We start from the raw sequence: 15,701 nt of genomic DNA, 5'->3' as shown, positions 1-15,701 counted from the left end.
TAGTACCAAGCTGGTTAGTTTACATAAAAAAACGCCGTAACCAGAAATTAAATATCGCTTCTCTTTCTCGCGACAAATTTCCCATTACAGGCGTTTTATTTTTTATTTAGAAAGCCCGAAAACGCTTCCGCCGTTGTTGAATCAACTCATCGTCAGATAGTGTCTGCAATTCCTGAATTTCACTCGACAACTTTTCCTTCATGCCGTTAAAAATCTTGCCATGATTATGACCTTCTGGAATCACCAGGTCAATCACATTTTCCTTCAGCAAATCAGCAGCCGTCAAGCCCATGATGCCAGCAGCTTCATTTGATCGCTTGGCATCCTTCCACAAAATAGAAGCAAAGCCTTCGGGTGACAAAATTGAATATGTGGCATTTTCAAACATCCACACTTGGTCAGCTGTGCCCAAGGCCAAGGCACCACCGGAACCACCTTCACCATAGATAATGGAGATGATTGGAACTGGCAACTTCATTGACTTTAAAATTGACTGAGCAATTGCTTCCCCTTGGCCCAAGGCTTCAGCGTCCTTACCAGGAAAGGCACCAGGTGTATTGATAAAGGTCACAATTGGACGGTGGAACTTTGCTGCTTGTTCCATCAATCGTTGCGTCTTCCGGTAGCCCCAAGGCTGAGGTGACCCGTTTCGCTTAGACAACTTATCGTTGATATCCGTTCCCTTATCAATGGCAATCACAGTAACGGGCTGGCCGTTTAATCGTGCCAAACCACCAATAACTGATTTGTCATCGCCATAAAGGCGGTCGCCATGTAACTCAATAAAATCCTCAAAGATGCCATTGATTAATTCGCGTGCCATAAAGCGTTCTTCGCGGGACTTCTTCACCACTTCAGCTGGATCGATTTCTTTTTTAAACAATGTCTTGATAAATTCGAACATTATTCAGCCTCCTGTTGATGTAGTGACACAATATTGGCAATCATGCCAGCCATGTCTTGGCGAGGAACAATCTTGTCAACAAAGCCGTTTTCCAAGAGCGTTTCTACTCGTTGGAAGTCCTTTGGTAACTTTTCATGAATCGTTGATTCAATCACACGAGCACCAGCGAAACCAACCAAGGCGTGTGGTTCAGCCAATGTAACGTCACCCTGCATTGCAAAGGAAGCAGTCACACCACCTGTCGTTGGATCGGTCAGCACAACTAAGTACAACAAGCCAGCTTCCTGATGGGCGGCAACTGCCGCTGATACCTTAGCCATCTGCATCAAGGAATTAATTCCTTCTTGCATTCGCGCCCCACCAGAAGCCGTAAACATCACGACTGGCAAGCGGTTTTCTGTGGCATACTCGAAGAGACGGGTAATCTTTTCGCCGGTCATTGAACCCAATGAGGCCATCATAAAGTAAGCGTCCATGATGCCCAGGGCAACCTTTTCGCCTTCAATCGTGGCCGTCCCAGTCAAAACAGACTCGTTCATCTCAGTTTGCTTCTTAGCCCGGGCTAATTTTTCCTCATAGCCAGGGAAATCAGAATGATCAATCGTCAAGTCAGCGTTCATCTCGACAAAGTCTTCCGTTAACAGAGCAACCCGTTCGTGCGCCTGCAAACGGAAACCGTAATTACACTTTGGACAAACGCGGTATGGTCCCAGTTCCTTGTTGTAAATCTGTTCGCCACAGTATGGGCAAGCCAGAAAGAGGCCATCAGGAATCCGATCCTTAATGGCATCGGTCACCTTAATCTTATTTTGTTCAGGTTTTTTTGAATTAAATAAATCCATATTATTTTGGGCTCTGCCCTTTCCCCCTCATCACTGTTTGGGCCTAAAGTTTCTTAAGCAAGTGAAAGCCGCTCAAAGGCGGCTTTCGTCAAGAAATTTATTCACCAGCTTGTTCAGCCAGTTTTTCTTCCCACTTTGGCATAAATGTATCTTCAAGATACTTCGTTCCAAAGTTATCTGTTAAGACGTTTTCATCCAGCAACATGGCCTTTTGGAAAGTCTGTGATGTAGAAACACCAACTAAGGAAGTTTCATCCACCATTCGTTCCAATTTTGCTAAGGCTTCCCCACGCGTTTCATCATGGGCAATCAGCTTCGCAATCATTGAATCATAGAACGGCTGGATGGTGTCGCCATTGTAAAGGGCTGAATCGATTCGAACCCCTGGTCCACCAGTTGGCAAGAAGACAAAGTCAACTTTTCCAGCACTAGGGGCAAAATTAGCTTCTGGTTTTTCAGCCGTCAACCGCATTTCAACGGCGTGACCGCTGATTTGAACGTCAGCTTGCTTTAACTTCAATTCTTCACCGGCAGCAACTTCAACCTGCAAGCGAACCAAATCCAAGCCTGTCACCATTTCAGTGACTGGGTGCTCAACCTGAATTCGAGTGTTCATTTCCATGAAGTAGAACTTACCTTCTTGGTCTTGAAGGAATTCAATCGTTCCAGTATTTTCATAGTCAATCGCATTCACGGCCTTTGTGACAATGTCCATCAGCTCTTCACGCATTGTTGGTGTCACGGAAGCGGCTGGTGATTCTTCCATCACCTTTTGGTTCCGACGTTGCAAAGAACAGTTTCGTTCTGGCAAGCAAATCACGTTGCCAAATTGATCACGAATCACCTGCATTTCGATATGGCGGACATCCGTCATCACCTTTTCGATGTACATATGGTCATCACCATATGACAACTGAGCTTCGCTTTGAGCGTTGATAAAGTTTTCTGCTAGTTCACCTTCTGAGTAAACAAAGCGCATTCCCTTACCACCACCACCGGCAGCAGCCTTCAGCAACAATGGGAATCCCGTCTTTTTCGAAACTTCAATGGCTTCGTCGACGTTATGAATATAGCCATCAGAACCAGGAATTACCGGAACGCCTGCCTTGGTCATTTCTGCTCGAGCATGTTCCTTGTTTCCCATCAAATCGATTGTTTCAGGACGAGGGCCAATCCACTTAATGTTGACATCGCCGACCATTTCGGCAAATAGGGCGTTTTCTGATAAGAACCCATAACCTGGGTGAATTGCTTCAGCACCCGTTAATAGGGCTGCTGTCACAACATTTTTCATGTTTAGGTAAGAATCAGCAGGCTTTGGGCCACCAACACAGATGGCCTCGTCTGCTACTTGAACGTGCAAAGAATCCTTGTCAGCCGTTGAATAAATCGCAACCGTTTGGATACTCATTTCCTTCAACGTCCGGATAATCCGCACGGCGATTTCACCACGATTGGCTACCAATACTTTTTTAAACATCTTAATCTCCAACAATAAATGTCAATTCAGCGGTTGTAGCCTTCTTACCATTCACCCAGGCAATTCCTTTTCCTGAACCAACAGGGCCACGCAAACGATCCAAAACGACCTCTAAGCGCAATTGGTCACCAGGACGAACCATTTGACGGTAGCGAGCCTTCTTGATACCACCAAAGTAAGCTGTCTTACCCTTGAACTCAGGCATTGAAAGCAAAGCAACAGCACCAGCTTGGGCCAATGCCTCAACGGTCAAAGCACCTGGGAAAGTTGGGTTACCAGGGAAGTGTCCTTGGAAAATTTCTTCGTTAATTGAAATGTTCTTGATAGCCACGCAGCGCTCACCAGGTACTAATTCCTCAACCGTGTCCAACATCAACATTGGGTAACGATGTGGAAGAATTTCTTGAATTTCCTTTGTGTTCAATTGGGTCATAGCTCTTCTCCTTTTAGCTGTCTATGTATATCCAAGCAATGCTTGGACAAGACGATCGGCCGAAATAGCCGTCTAATCTCTTAATCAGTTGTGACACGGTAAAGTGGCTTATCAAAATCAACCACTTCTTCGTTATCAACCAAAACTTCAGCAATGGTACCAGAAACGTCTGACTTGATTTCAGTCATCAACTTCATGGCTTCAATGATAGCAACCGTTTCGCCCTTCTCGACGTGGTCGCCAACATTCTTAAAGTTTGATTCACCTGGCTTTGGTTGGAGATACACCGTTCCGACCATTGGTGCCTTGATTTCTTTTCCGGCAGCTGCTGGTGCAGCTACTTCAGGCGCAGAGGCCTGGGCTGCTGGCTCTTGGTTCACAACAGGTTGCGCTGCGGGTGCACTTGGCGCTACTGGCGCTGGTGTGCTACCGCCTTGAACCTGTTCGTTCTTAGACAAGTGCAATGAAAATTCACCATCTTGGATGTAAACATCGCGCAGGGTAGACTTTTCCAAGTCTGCCATCAATTCACGAATTTCTTTGACATTTAAATTCATTATTGAACTTCCCTCTTACCACTTCTTGAAGACAACAGCTGCGTTATGACCACCAAAACCATAGTTAGCAGACAAAACATATTCAGGAGCCGTATTCTTGTTCGTTTCGTTAACCAAGTTCACCAACTTTGTGTGCTCATCTGGTTCATCAAAGCCAACGTTAACTGGCAATTGACCACGGTCGATAGCACCAACAGAAGCAACGGCTTCGATGGCACCGGCGGCACCCAAAAGGTGACCCGTCATGCCCTTCGTTGATGAAACCAAGACAGAGTTTGGACCAAAGACAGAAGCAACGGCTTCGGCTTCACCTGAATCGTTTGCACCGGTAGCAGTACCGTGGGCATTCAAATAAGTAACGTCTTCTGGCTTGATATCAGCATCCTTCAAGGCTGCCTTCATTGCCCGAGCAGCTCCTTCACCATCAGGGGCAGGAGAAGTCATGTGGTAAGCATCTGATGATGCACCGTATCCAACCACTTCAGCCAAGATGTTGGCACCACGAGCTTCAGCATGTTCCAAGGACTCCAATACAAGGATTCCTGAACCTTCACCCAAGACAAAACCGTGACGGTTCTTGTCAAATGGCTTTGAAGCTTGTGCAGGGTCTTCTTCCTTTGACAAAGCAGTCAAAGCGGCGAAACCAGCAATTCCAATTTCGTTGACAGTCGCTTCTGAACCACCAGTCAACATCACGTCTTCACGACCCGATTGGATACGCCAGAAGGCTTCACCAATGGCGTTCGTAGCTGAGGCACAAGCCGTTACGACTGTGAAGTTCACGCCACGAGCACCGAAGCGCAATGAAACGTTTCCTGAAACCATGTTCGGAATTGATTCAGGGACGAACAATGGTGAAACGCGTTGTGGTCCCTTTTCGTGCATCTTAATCACTTGTTCTTGGATAGTTGTCAAACCACCAATTCCATTTCCCAAGATAACACCAAAACGTTCTGAATTAGCAACCTTTGACTTTGCTTCTGAACCTTCATCAGGCAACAAACCTGCTTGGTCCAAGGCTTGGTAAGAAGCATCAATAGCATACTGTGAGAACAAGTCCAACTTACGTGCATCACGCTTTCCAACGCGCAAAGCTGGATCAAAACCGTCAACCTGTCCGGCAACTGAAATACCAGTTTCAGTTGCATCAAACTTCGTGATTGGCTTAATTCCTAATTTTTCATCAAAAAGGCCATCCAAGAAGGTCTTTGTATCGTTTCCTAATGGGGTAACAGCCCCCATCCCAGTAATTACGACTCGTGTCATTGCCGCTTCCTTTCTAATCTCAGTAACTTAAAATGAACGATGATTATTAAATATAAAGGCCACCGTCAACGGTAATCGTTTGTCCAGTCATGTAGTCGTTGCCGGCTAAGAATAGCGCAACATCGGCCACATCATCGATTGAACCAAACCGTGACAAAGGAATCTCATTCAAGATGGCTTCACGCGCCTTGTCTGACAAGGCATCCGTCATATCCGAAATAATCATCCCAGGGGCGATGGCGTTTACGCGAATATTGCGCTTCGCCCCTTCCTTAGCCAAAGACTTTGTCAAACCAATGATACCAGCCTTTGATGCGGCATAATTGGCCTGACCAACATTGCCCATTTGACCAACAACAGAAGCCATGTTCAAAATCACACCATGCTTTTGTCGGATCATCTTCTTAAAGACGGGTTGCGTCACGTTGAACGTTCCGTTCAAGTTTGTGTTCACAACCTGGGCAAAATCAGCTGGGCTCATCCCCATTACTAACTGATCCTTGGTAATCCCGGCGTTGTTCACCAAGATATCAATACCTTCAAAGCCTTCTTGCTTGTACAAGTCTTTGAAAGTTGCTTCAACTGTTTCAGCATGAGCAACGTCAAATTGCAACGTCATTGGCTTTTGCTTGAAGGAGTTGATGACTTCTTCTTTAATAGCAGAACGACCATGCAAGATAACACAGGCGCCCGCATTGTCAAAGGCGTGGGCAACGGCTAAGCCGATTCCTCGTGATGACCCAGTTACCAAAACGGTTTGATTAGTAAAGTCCATGGATTCTTATCCTTTCTCTGCGTTGATGGCATCAACGACTTTTTGATAGGAAGCAAAGTCCGTCACCGTATACTTGGTAACTTCCTTTGGCGCAATTTTCTTCGAAAATTTTACGAGGGTAGCAGCAGGACCGATTTCAACCAAAGTATCAACTCCGGCATCCACGATTTCCTGCAAGCATTGTGCAAAGTAGGTTGGCGAAACAATCTGCTTCGTCAAGGTATCCTTGACGGTTGCAGCTGTAAAGGCTTGCTTCGTCGTGTTGGAATAAACAGGATAAGCCCCTGCACCAAATCCTTCTCCTGCCAAGCGCGTTGCCATCTTTTCAGAGGCTTCGTTTAGCAATGGCGTATGGAAGGCACCAACAACTGGTAACTCAACCTGCTTTTTCACACCGGCTTCTGTCAATGCCTCAACAGCCTGGTCAACATCAGCTTTGACACCGCCAATAACCAGTTGTGAAAAGGTATTAAAATTAGCTGGGTAAACTTGTAGGCCCTTTTTTTGCAAACCTTCAACAACCTCAACAATCATATCTTGGTTATCATCCAAAACCGCAACCATCTTGCCAGGGTTCTTGTCGCCAACCTCTTGCATGTATTGACCACGATCTTTAACCAAAGCGATTGCCTGCTCAAAGGTCAGAATGCCATTGGCAACCAAGGCTGGATATTCACCTAACGAAAGGCCCAAACCAGCAACCACATTCGTTAAGCCAGCATCCTTTAATGATGCAGCTAAGGCTGCATCCATTGCCACAATGGCTGGTTGTGCGTACTGTGTTTGTCGAATTTTTTCTTCGTCTTGGTCTAACTCATTTAAGTCATAGCCCAAGATGGCAGAAGCTTTATCAATATAAGCCTTGTAGCCCGGCAAGTTTTCATAGAGGTCAGCCCCCATGCCCGCTTGCTGTGATCCCTGACCGTTGAATAGCAGTCCTACTTTCATTAGAAACCTCGCTTATTTTGCCTTGTTTTCAATGCCCATGATGTCCGTTGCTTGTGCCCAAATTTCGGCCAAGATTTCAGCAACAGGCTTTTCATCATTGACCATTCCTGAAATTTGTCCAGCCATGAAGGCCCCACCGTTCTTGTCACCATCGACAACGGCGGCACGCAAGGTCCCTGATTCAAGCTTTTCAACTGTTTCGTAATCAGGCTCTGGCTTACCGATTTCTTCTACTTCGCGCTTCACGTATTCCTTGGCCATCTTGTTCTTCAAGACACGGACACGTGAACCAACAATGTTACCAGTGATAATCGTATCAATATCACGGGCCTTCAAGACCTTGGCCTTGTAGTTTGGGTGAACTTCAGACTCAGTCGCCGTCAAGAAACGAGTTCCCATCTGAACCCCTGAGGCACCCAAGGCAAAGGCAGCGGCAACACCACGGCCATCACCGATTCCACCAGCGGCAATAACGGGAATATCAACGGCATCAACAACTTGTGGTACCAAAGCCATTGTTGTCATTTGACCAATGTGACCACCTGATTCCATTCCTTCGGCAACTACAGCATCAACACCCTTACGTTGCATCATCTTGGCCATTGAAACAGATGGGACAACAGGGATAACCGTTACGCCTGCGGCATGCAATTCTTCCAAGAATGGTGATGGATCACCTGCACCAGTAGCCACAACCTTCACGCCTTCTTCCAAAATCACATCGAAGACTTCACGAATATGACGAGACATCAACATCACGTTGACCCCAAAAGGCTTGTCCGTTAATTCCTTGGCACGACGAACTTCACGACGAACTTCGTCACCATGCCAGTAACCAGTTCCAATAAAACCAAGTCCACCAGCTTCAGATACAGCGGCAGCTAAGGCACCTGTACCGGCCCAAGTCATCCCACCTTCAACGAGTGGGTACTTCATCCCTAATTTATCAAAAATGGGGTTGTCAATTTTAAATGTCATAATCTCTGCCTCTTTATTTTATCTATCTGTATGTATGCGGTTAAAAACCGCTTGATGCTTACTTCTTGTCAAGTTGGTCCTTGATCTTGTTAACCAAGTCTTGAACAGTCTTAACTTCTTCAGTTTCTTCCAACTTGATGTCGAAGTCGTCTTCGACACGGTTCAAAACTTCGAACAAGTCCAATGAATCAGCATCGATGTCATCAGTCATGTTAGTAGTCAATGAAACTTCTGAATCTTCCAAATCGAATTGGTCGATCAAAATTTCCTTAACCTTGTCAAAAATTTCTTCGTTAGTCATGAGCATGCTCTCCTATATAGATGTTCGTATTGCAATACGTTGGATTTTTACGGTGCAGTCTACTACACCGCAATTCTGATTTTTTATTTTTTAGTTAAAGTTGCCAAATTTGGACGCCAATCGCCAGACCGCCGCCAAAGCCGACAAAGGCAATCTTCATGCCGGGCTTAATCTGACCACTGCGACGCAATTCGTCGAGCAGGATGGCCGTTGAACCGGCCGATGTGTTGCCATATTCTTCCATGTTTGTTGGGAACTTGTCCATTGGTTGGCCAAAGTTTTTCGCCATGGATTCGACGATGCGCTTGTTGGCCTGGTGAGCCAAGTAAAAGTCAACGTCGTCGGCTTCAAGTCCAGCTTTTTCCAAAGCCTTCTTCATCACCTTAGGCACTTCACGCGTGGCAAAGCTATAAACGCTCCGACCCTCCTGGTGGAAGTATGGATCGAGTGGTGAAATCTCACCAGCAAAGGCATTCTTGTTGGCGAAGCGGCCAGTCAAGATTGCTTGACCGCGGTCACCAAATGACCGCAATTCTTCTGCAATCAAGCCAGCCGGTTCGTCTGTCTTCTCAAGCAAAACACCACCAGCGCCATCACCGAATAAGACAGAAACCGTCCGGTCTTTCCAGTCAACCAGCTTTGACAGCACTTCCGCTCCAATAAACATCCCCTTCTGGTAACGACCAGATGAAAGAAAAGAAGAGGCAACGGACATGCCGTAAACGAAGCCAGAACAAGCCGCATTCAAATCAAAAGCAAAAGCGTTTGGTGCTTCAATATTCCCTTGCACAATCGCAGCTGTATGAGGCGAAAGGGCATCGGGTGACATCGTCCCCACGATAATAAAGTCCAAATCAGCGGCACCCCAACCTGATTGTTCCAATAACTTTTTGGCAACACTCGTTGCCAAGTCTGATGTATTCTCAGTTGTCACAACGTGACGTTGGTGAATACCAGTCCGTGGGTAAATCCATTCATCACTGGTATCCATCAATTCCGTTAGTTCATCATTTGTCACCACTCGTTCTGGCACTTGCATCGCCGTGGTGACAATCTTAATGTTTTCCATAATTTTTCACAATCCCGTTCGCCTAACTATCAATTAAGGCCTTCAAGTAAGCTTGTAAGTTATGTACCGCCCGTTCCATCGCTAACGCTTCTTCAATGGACATATCGTCCAACAAAGCCTTGGTTACCTTAAAGTGAAACGCTTGGTGCGCCCGGTATAAGATTCGCCCTTGATGGGTCAAACCTAATTTCACCACCCGCTTATCTTCCTTTGATCGACGACGCTCGACATACCCCTTATCAACTAAGCGATCGATGGCCGTGGTCATCGCACTTGGACTCAGGTGGACAGCCTTAGCCACCTGCGAGGCAGTTTTTTCCTCGTACATGGAGATAGCATAAATCGTGTGCACTTCTTTGACCGTCAAGGCCGAAAAGGGGCTCTGCTTGAGCTCATACTCCTCCACCCAAACAACATTGGCAAACATCTCCATCAAATCATGATTGATTTGCTTGATGTTGACCTGCTGGTTAGCCAGCTCAGTTTTGCTCATCAGGTGCCACCACGAACATTAGTTCCGCGCTGGTTGCGACCTTATCATTGACCTTAGCCGTGACCATAACGGTCCCCATGTTCTCTCGAACCTTGCCAAATGTAACATGTAACTTCAAAACATCACCAGGAACAACCATCTTCTTGAACTTGGCATCATTGATACCTGTCATGTAGGCTGTCTTGCCTTTAAATTGTGGTGATGACAAAATCAAGATTGACGCTGCTTGCGCCAATGACTCAATAATCAAGACACCGGGCATCACTGGGTTACCAGGAAAATGTCCTTGGAAGAATTGTTCGTTAATCGTCACGTTCTTAACAGCAACGATTGATTCGTCAGGAACCATTTCTTCAACGTAGTCCATATAGATGATTGGGTAACGGTTTGGAATGAGGTCCATAATTTCAGTCGTAGTCAGTACTGGCATTAGGGTTTCCTTTCTTAATGGCCGAGAATGGCCCTAGTTAACTTCAATTCACAATAAAAACAGTCTAACAGTTAATATTTCGATAGTCAAACTATTAGCGTTTCTCAACTCATTTTAACACTTTCTACCTATATTAATTATTAAAAATCAGCCCTTTCACAGCCTCGTACTGTAATGCCCGACATAGTGTGAGAGAGATACTTATTCCACATTTCATTTCGAAATCGTTTGATTGCCCTCAAACGTCGAGAACAATCAAACGATTTTGCCACTCCGTCATAAAGTCATGACTAAACCATTCTTTGACTCGACGAGTCCGATAACCAACCGAAGCGTTATAAAAGGTCGTTTGCTGAATGGGCAACGCCTGCATATGAAGGTGCAAGTGGCCAGAAATGGCAGCCTGAACCTGATTGACCACCGCTAAATCGCCAACGGCCTGGCTGCCTAGAAAGGACCGCAGCACATCCAGCCGTTCCATGCGAAACGGCATTTGATCAATAAAGGCCTGTTCCTGGGCAAAATGGTTAATTAAGATTGGAGTTTTCCCCACCTTCTTTGCTTCTTTGATATCCTGTTTCATCTGATTTAAGTTAATGGCCAACCTTTCTGGATCGGTCATCGGCTGTTCAATCCGTCGATCATACCAAAATTCACGCTTGAAGCGTGTGATTTCCGCAACACTATGCTGGTTTTGGTCAAAACTATAATCATACCAGCCATTATTACCAATCAAACGGGCCGAACCCACATCAAGAGTCTTATGGTGGAAATAAAGGTCATCCACCGGACTTTCCAACTCCTGGTAACTGACCCCCGCCCCCATTTCATGATTGCCGGCCAAAAAGCGGATTGCCGTGGCCGGCCCTAACCGTCGCTGCAAGTCGCGGGCAAAGTCTAATGTCTTATCAAAGCGATTAAACAGATCCCCGGCAATGACATAAACCTCAATCTGATTTTTTTGCAGGTAGGCGGCTTGTTGCTCCAGTGCCCACTCGTTTTCAACCTTATTTAAATCCAAATGATTATCTGACGAAATAGCAACTTGCATCTTGGCCCTCATGTTCTTCTTGTTCGTATAACCCAGTCTACCACGAGAGCACAAGCAAGGTCGGTTACAAGAGGCTGATTTTGCAGTGGTTCAGTCAAAAAGAGCGCCCGTAAAGCACGGGTGCTCTTTTGATTTAATATTATCATCTTACTTTTTGTTCTTGCCTAGTGCGAAAAAGTACACCGCTGAAGACAAACCCAAAGCTGCCAAAGCAAAAGCGTCCTTGTCACTCTCATGCTGCTTGCCTGTTTGTGGGAAAACTGATGATGCCTGTGAAACAGATGAAGGTGTCACAGCTGTCACTGTTTGATCTGGTTGGACTAATGCACTCGGATTGTCCACCGGTGCCACTGAGCTAGTCTGTACTGGAACACTGGCACTCACTAATTCATGTTGACTCGTACTGGTTGAGGTACTTGCACTTGTTGATGCACTGGCACTAGCTGACTCAGACTGGCTCGTACTGGTTGATGCACTGGTGCTTGCTGATTCACTAGCACTTTCCGATCCACCCCCATTATTAGAAGGTGTGGTACTAGTTGATGGATCAGGAGTAGGGTTCGTGTTCGTCGTATTAGCCTTATAAACATAAGTATACGTCGCATCATCCTTGCTATACGTACCATTGACACTGTATGAACCATCGCTATTCTTCACAGCCCCTTCGGGTAGCTTGTTCTCGTCTAGAGTATAACCATCAATCGATAAGCTATCTGCCGAAAAGTTATCTTTAGTCATAAAGCCAAGGGTATCATCATTTGGTGCTAATTGATTGCCATTTTCATCCACGTAACGCGTTGTGACCATCGTCTGACCACTCGCAGTATTGTGTAGAATTGCATTAGTGTAAACAGGCGTTTTCTTATCATAGAAACCCTTGTTATCAGAAAAAGTAATATCGTAGCGAACCTGTTGATTGTCGTTATTAGGATTAATCGCTTTAAAATTACTTAAAACAGTAAATGGGAAATAAACATTTCCCTGGCCATCCCCATACTTGCTTTCCATTTGTGCGATCACATCGTCAGAAACACTGGCATATTGAGACTTAATTACGTGCTCAAATTGGTCTTTCGTTAACTTATAATATTGCGAAGGGCCATAATTAATAATTACTTTCAATTCATTATCTGATACACGTACCACTGAATACTGAATACTGATTAGCTGCAGGTTGACCCCCGTCAACCTTGCTTGTCCACGCAACCTGTGCACCCCCAACCGCATTTGAGGTGCTACCATTATTACTTGCTGCCTGATCGGTCCAACCCGCTTCCTCGGTCGCTGGTCCGTAGCCACTAGCTGATGCCAAATGAGGCCAGAAATAGCCACCATCTTCGATATAGACCGGTGTCACCTTTCCCTGAGAAGAGGCTGTTGCCTTAATATCGATTGTTTGAATATAATCTTTTCCGTCATTTAGAATAACTGGCTGAGTAAAGGGCAGTCCATCTGTATTCGTAATCGTTGTCCGCGCTGAAACACCACTTGAACTCACATCAGCAACGTTACCCTTCATCTGCTGTGGCGTATTATTTTCCTGGTAGTTTGCTTGTGTTGGCTTAGCAGCCCAGGAATAGGTATGTGTTTGATCCGCCACCGTTTCGCTAATGGATAAATCAGTGCCATTGCCAGCGGACTTTGGAAAAACTGATCCAGAAACCGTATTAAAGTTCAAAGTAATCTGATGAGCACGACTGGAGTCATAGCTAGATCCATTCAAGGGCAATCGAATCGTTTGACTAGCCGCATCATAAGAGACACTAGTTGATAATACCGATTTCGTTGCACTTTCGATAACCTGACTATTAAAATTTGACACGCTAAAAGTCTGCATATCTGGCTGATTAGCGATATTGGTCGAAAGTGGGATGCTGATGGTATCACCTTGCTTCAGAGTCTGATTGGCATTGATTGTAAAGGTCACCGAAGAAGTGCCACCATTGCCACGCAATGAATCAAAAGTCCCGGTTGGAATTTGTTGTCCGTCTTGGTATGACCACGTAATACTATCGGTCTTCACAATTCCTTCTTTGGCTAAATCAGTATAATTAAAAGTTTGTACCTGATTGTTAGTCTGAATGGATGCATTTCCATCAGCAAAAGCCGGTGTGGTCAACCCCTCACTAGCAAAAGTAAGGCCACCAGCAACGGCAAAAGCTGATATTGAAAGCACTACCCAATTCTTCTTGACTTTTTTCAGAACCTTACGTTCGTTAACTTTCGTCAATTGCATCTTGTTATACTTCATGAAAATAGCCCTCCATTTCAACTAATGAATCATCATCATTTTAAAACTTCTCCTTGTTAACTCGAGAACATTGTATCAAATATATTTCTTTATGTACACATTTGTTTCTATTGTATCTGTTTAAATTAGATTGTTTGCACAAAAAAAGAACGCCGAAGCGTTCTTCCTTTATATAAATGATTATACGTTTGCAAAGTGCAACAAAGTACGGATCATGTTTGAAGTGAAACCGTATTCGTTGTCGTACCATGAAACAGTCTTAACCAATTGCTTGTCACCGGCTTCAACGATTTGTGTTTGAGTAGCATCGAAAGTAGCACCGTGAGTGTCACCAATGATGTCTGATGAAACAATTTCGTCTTCATTGTAACCAAATGAGTCAGATGAAGCTGCCTTCATAGCTGCGTTGATTTCGTCTGCTGAAACCTTCTTTGACAAAACAGAAGTCAATTCAGTAACAGAGCCATCAACAACGGCAACACGTTGTGCGTGACCGTCAACCTTACCCTTCAATTCTGGAACAACAAGGCCAATAGCCTTAGCAGCACCAGTTGAGTGAGGGATAGTGTTTACTGAAGCAGTACGGTTTGAACGGAACTTCTTTGACTTAGGTCCATCCAAAATCATTTGAGTTGAAGTAAAGGCGTGGATAGTAGTCATCGTTGCCACTTCAACACCAAATTGGTCTTGCAATACACGAGCCATTGGAGCCAATGACTGTGTAGTACATGAACCAGCTGAAACGATCTTGTCGTCAGCCTTCAAGATGTCTTGGTTTACACCATAAACAACAGTTGGTACATCACCAGCTGGAGCTGAGATCAAAACCTTCTTAGCACCTGCGTCCAAGTGGGCTTGTGACTTTTCGGCTGAAGTATAGAAACCAGTAGCTTCCAATACATATTCAACACCATCGTTCTTAACCCAAGGAATGTTCTTTGCATCGCGTTCTGCATAAACAGTGTAATGCTTACCGTTAACCACGATACCAGTTTCATCAGCAGAAACTTCAGCATCCAAAGTTCCATGAGTTGAGTCATACTTCAACAAGTATGCCAACATTGATGGGCTAGTCAAATCGTTGATGGCTGCAACTTCAACATCAGCTGCTGAGTCGCCAAGTTCCAAGATACGACGGAATGCCAAACGACCAATCCGACCGAATCCATTAATACCAATCTTCACAGTCATGTGTGTAGACCTCCAATTAATTTTTTGACTTATGTCAACAAGGACATTATAACACAAAGGCTAGAAACCAGTGCAAGTGTTCACTAGAAATTGTTTGAAAAATTAACCATACCATTTCCTGATTTTGTCGGATAACTGAAAGAAAACTGTCTTTTTTATTCATTGAAATCCTTGCTATAATATTCCTATTATTATGAAATACATGGAGAGATGATTATGAATAAATACTTTACTACCAAAACCATCACGACTTTGGCCGTGATTACTGCTTTAAACCTCGCCCTTTCTTATGTGGTGCGAATTCCAACGCCAGGTGGCTATGTCAACTTAGTGGAAGCCGGCATTTTCTTAGTGGCGCTATTGGGTAGTGCCCGTTCAGGAATGATTGTTGGTGGTTTATCCGGTTTGCTCTTGGATCTTTTAGCTGGCTATGCTGCCTGGGCTCCCTTCTCCTTGGTCATTCACGGCTTAGAGGGTTACTTGGCTGGATTGATTGGCACTAAGAAATCAGTGATGAGCCAAACGATTGCCGTTATCGTGGCTTCCTTTGTCATGGTTGTCGGCTACTTCTTTGCCACAGCCTTCCTTTCACACAGCTGGGCGACAGGCTTTGCTTCGATCATCGGTAACATAGCCCAATGTGCCTTTGGTCTAATCATTGCCCTAGTCGTTCGTCCCGCTTTGTCAAAACGCCTGGCCTTAAACTAATTGACGCAAGACAAGAAGCAACAA

Annotated in this window: 18 protein-coding genes; 1 reads left to right on the top strand and 17 read right to left on the bottom strand. The window is 45.0% G+C overall.

What is annotated here, in order from left to right; all coding sequences use genetic code 11:
* Positions 1-106: 106 nt before the first annotated feature.
* From accA to gap, 17 genes are all read right to left on the bottom strand, one after another.
* Positions 107-904 (bottom strand): carboxyltransferase subunit alpha, encoded by a 798-nt coding sequence (gene accA, locus FEFB_RS02175; RefSeq protein ID WP_047974614.1) that lies wholly within the window; start codon positions 902-904, stop codon positions 107-109.
* Positions 904-1,746: an acetyl-CoA carboxylase, carboxyltransferase subunit beta gene (accD, locus tag FEFB_RS02170; protein ID WP_047974613.1), complete on the bottom strand. Its 843-nt coding sequence runs from the start codon at positions 1,744-1,746 to the stop codon at positions 904-906. The genes accA and accD overlap by 1 nt, the downstream gene beginning before the upstream one ends.
* Before the next feature lie 97 nt (positions 1,747-1,843).
* Positions 1,844-3,226: an acetyl/propionyl/methylcrotonyl-CoA carboxylase subunit alpha gene (locus FEFB_RS02165; RefSeq protein ID WP_047974612.1), complete on the bottom strand. Its 1,383-nt coding sequence runs from the start codon at positions 3,224-3,226 to the stop codon at positions 1,844-1,846.
* Between the two features lies 1 nt (position 3,227).
* On the bottom strand, positions 3,228-3,659 hold the full coding sequence (gene fabZ, locus FEFB_RS02160; RefSeq protein ID WP_047974611.1) for a 3-hydroxyacyl-ACP dehydratase FabZ: 432 nt from the start codon (positions 3,657-3,659) through the stop codon (positions 3,228-3,230).
* 80 nt (positions 3,660-3,739) lie between these two features.
* Complete coding sequence (gene accB, locus FEFB_RS02155) at positions 3,740-4,216, bottom strand: acetyl-CoA carboxylase biotin carboxyl carrier protein (RefSeq protein WP_047974610.1); 477 nt, start codon at positions 4,214-4,216, stop codon at positions 3,740-3,742.
* A gap of 15 nt (positions 4,217-4,231) precedes the next feature.
* Positions 4,232-5,482, bottom strand: coding sequence for a beta-ketoacyl-ACP synthase II (gene fabF, locus FEFB_RS02150; protein ID WP_047974609.1), 1,251 nt, complete (start codon positions 5,480-5,482; stop codon positions 4,232-4,234).
* Between the two features lie 46 nt (positions 5,483-5,528).
* A complete protein-coding gene (locus tag FEFB_RS02145) occupies positions 5,529-6,257 on the bottom strand; it encodes a beta-ketoacyl-ACP reductase (protein ID WP_047974608.1) in 729 nt (242 codons plus the stop codon).
* Positions 6,258-6,263: 6 nt separating this feature from the next.
* The gene (locus FEFB_RS02140) at positions 6,264-7,205 is read right to left on the bottom strand and encodes an ACP S-malonyltransferase (protein WP_047974607.1); all 942 of its coding nucleotides are present in this window, start codon (positions 7,203-7,205) and stop codon (positions 6,264-6,266) included.
* Between the two features lie 12 nt (positions 7,206-7,217).
* Positions 7,218-8,183 carry a DUF561 domain-containing protein gene (locus FEFB_RS02135; protein WP_047974606.1) on the bottom strand — a complete coding sequence of 322 codons (966 nt, stop codon included), beginning with the start codon at positions 8,181-8,183 and terminating at the stop codon, positions 7,218-7,220.
* Between the two features lie 58 nt (positions 8,184-8,241).
* A complete protein-coding gene (locus tag FEFB_RS02130) occupies positions 8,242-8,484 on the bottom strand; it encodes an acyl carrier protein (RefSeq protein WP_047974605.1) in 243 nt (80 codons plus the stop codon).
* Between the two features lie 94 nt (positions 8,485-8,578).
* Positions 8,579-9,553 carry a beta-ketoacyl-ACP synthase III gene (locus tag FEFB_RS02125; RefSeq protein WP_047974604.1) on the bottom strand — a complete coding sequence of 325 codons (975 nt, stop codon included), beginning with the start codon at positions 9,551-9,553 and terminating at the stop codon, positions 8,579-8,581.
* Between the two features lie 22 nt (positions 9,554-9,575).
* On the bottom strand, positions 9,576-10,046 hold the full coding sequence (locus FEFB_RS02120; protein ID WP_047974603.1) for a MarR family winged helix-turn-helix transcriptional regulator: 471 nt from the start codon (positions 10,044-10,046) through the stop codon (positions 9,576-9,578).
* The gene (gene fabZ / locus FEFB_RS02115; protein WP_047974602.1) at positions 10,033-10,476 is read right to left on the bottom strand and encodes a 3-hydroxyacyl-ACP dehydratase FabZ; all 444 of its coding nucleotides are present in this window, start codon (positions 10,474-10,476) and stop codon (positions 10,033-10,035) included. Before fabZ (FEFB_RS02115) ends, FEFB_RS02120 begins: the two co-directional genes overlap by 14 nt.
* 238 nt (positions 10,477-10,714) lie before the next feature.
* Positions 10,715-11,527 (bottom strand): metallophosphoesterase, encoded by an 813-nt coding sequence (locus tag FEFB_RS02110; protein WP_047974601.1) that lies wholly within the window; start codon positions 11,525-11,527, stop codon positions 10,715-10,717.
* 147 nt (positions 11,528-11,674) lie between these two features.
* A complete protein-coding gene (locus FEFB_RS02105; protein WP_047974600.1) occupies positions 11,675-12,673 on the bottom strand; it encodes a MucBP domain-containing protein in 999 nt (332 codons plus the stop codon).
* Entirely contained in the window at positions 12,654-13,778 is a 1,125-nt protein-coding gene (locus FEFB_RS08685) for a hypothetical protein (protein WP_047974599.1), read from the bottom strand. Before FEFB_RS08685 ends, FEFB_RS02105 begins: the two co-directional genes overlap by 20 nt.
* Before the next feature lie 180 nt (positions 13,779-13,958).
* Positions 13,959-14,969 (bottom strand): type I glyceraldehyde-3-phosphate dehydrogenase, encoded by a 1,011-nt coding sequence (gene gap, locus FEFB_RS02095; protein ID WP_047974598.1) that lies wholly within the window; start codon positions 14,967-14,969, stop codon positions 13,959-13,961.
* A gap of 216 nt (positions 14,970-15,185) precedes the next feature.
* Between gap and FEFB_RS02090 the strand changes: the two genes are divergently transcribed.
* Entirely contained in the window at positions 15,186-15,677 is a 492-nt protein-coding gene (locus FEFB_RS02090; RefSeq protein ID WP_047974597.1) for an ECF transporter S component, read from the top strand.
* The last annotated feature ends 24 nt before the right edge of the window (positions 15,678-15,701 follow it).

The organism is Fructobacillus sp. EFB-N1 (genome assembly GCF_001038455.1).
GTDB lineage: Bacteria > Bacillota > Bacilli > Lactobacillales > Lactobacillaceae > Fructobacillus > Fructobacillus cardui.
This window is presented reverse-complemented; position numbering and strand designations above follow the sequence as displayed.